Genomic DNA, 382 nt, shown 5'->3' on the forward strand with positions numbered 1-382 from the left:
ATCACGGACATCGCCTGCTTCGAGCCGTACGACGGCGAACCGCCGCAACTCACCGGGGCCACCGGTGAGTTCGAGGACCCAGTCACCGGCATCGTCGCCGCCGCCCGCCTCGACTACACCTACTCACCCGGCCGCGCCCAGACCGCCTACATCAACGCCCTCGGCGGCCGGCGGACCGTCGGCGAGCGCTGCCCGTCCTGCCGGAAGGTCTACGTCCCGCCGAGGGGCGCGTGCCCCACCTGCGGGGTCGCCACGGACGAACAGGTCGAGGTCGGGCCGCGCGGCACGGTGACCACGTTCTGCATCGTCAACATCAAGGCGAAGAACCTGGACATCGAGGTGCCGTACGTCTACGCCCACATCGCCCTCGACGGCGCCGGCC

Annotated in this window: 1 protein-coding gene; it reads left to right on the plus strand. The window is 70.9% G+C overall.

Features of this window, described 5'->3' with window-relative positions; translation table 11 throughout:
• On the plus strand, positions 1–382 hold a 382-nt coding region (locus IF47_RS0126920; protein ID WP_031511655.1), incomplete at both ends, for a Zn-ribbon domain-containing OB-fold protein.

It is taken from the genome of Streptomyces megasporus (assembly GCF_000718985.1).
GTDB classification, from domain to species: Bacteria; Actinomycetota; Actinomycetes; order Streptomycetales; family Streptomycetaceae; genus Streptomyces; species Streptomyces megasporus.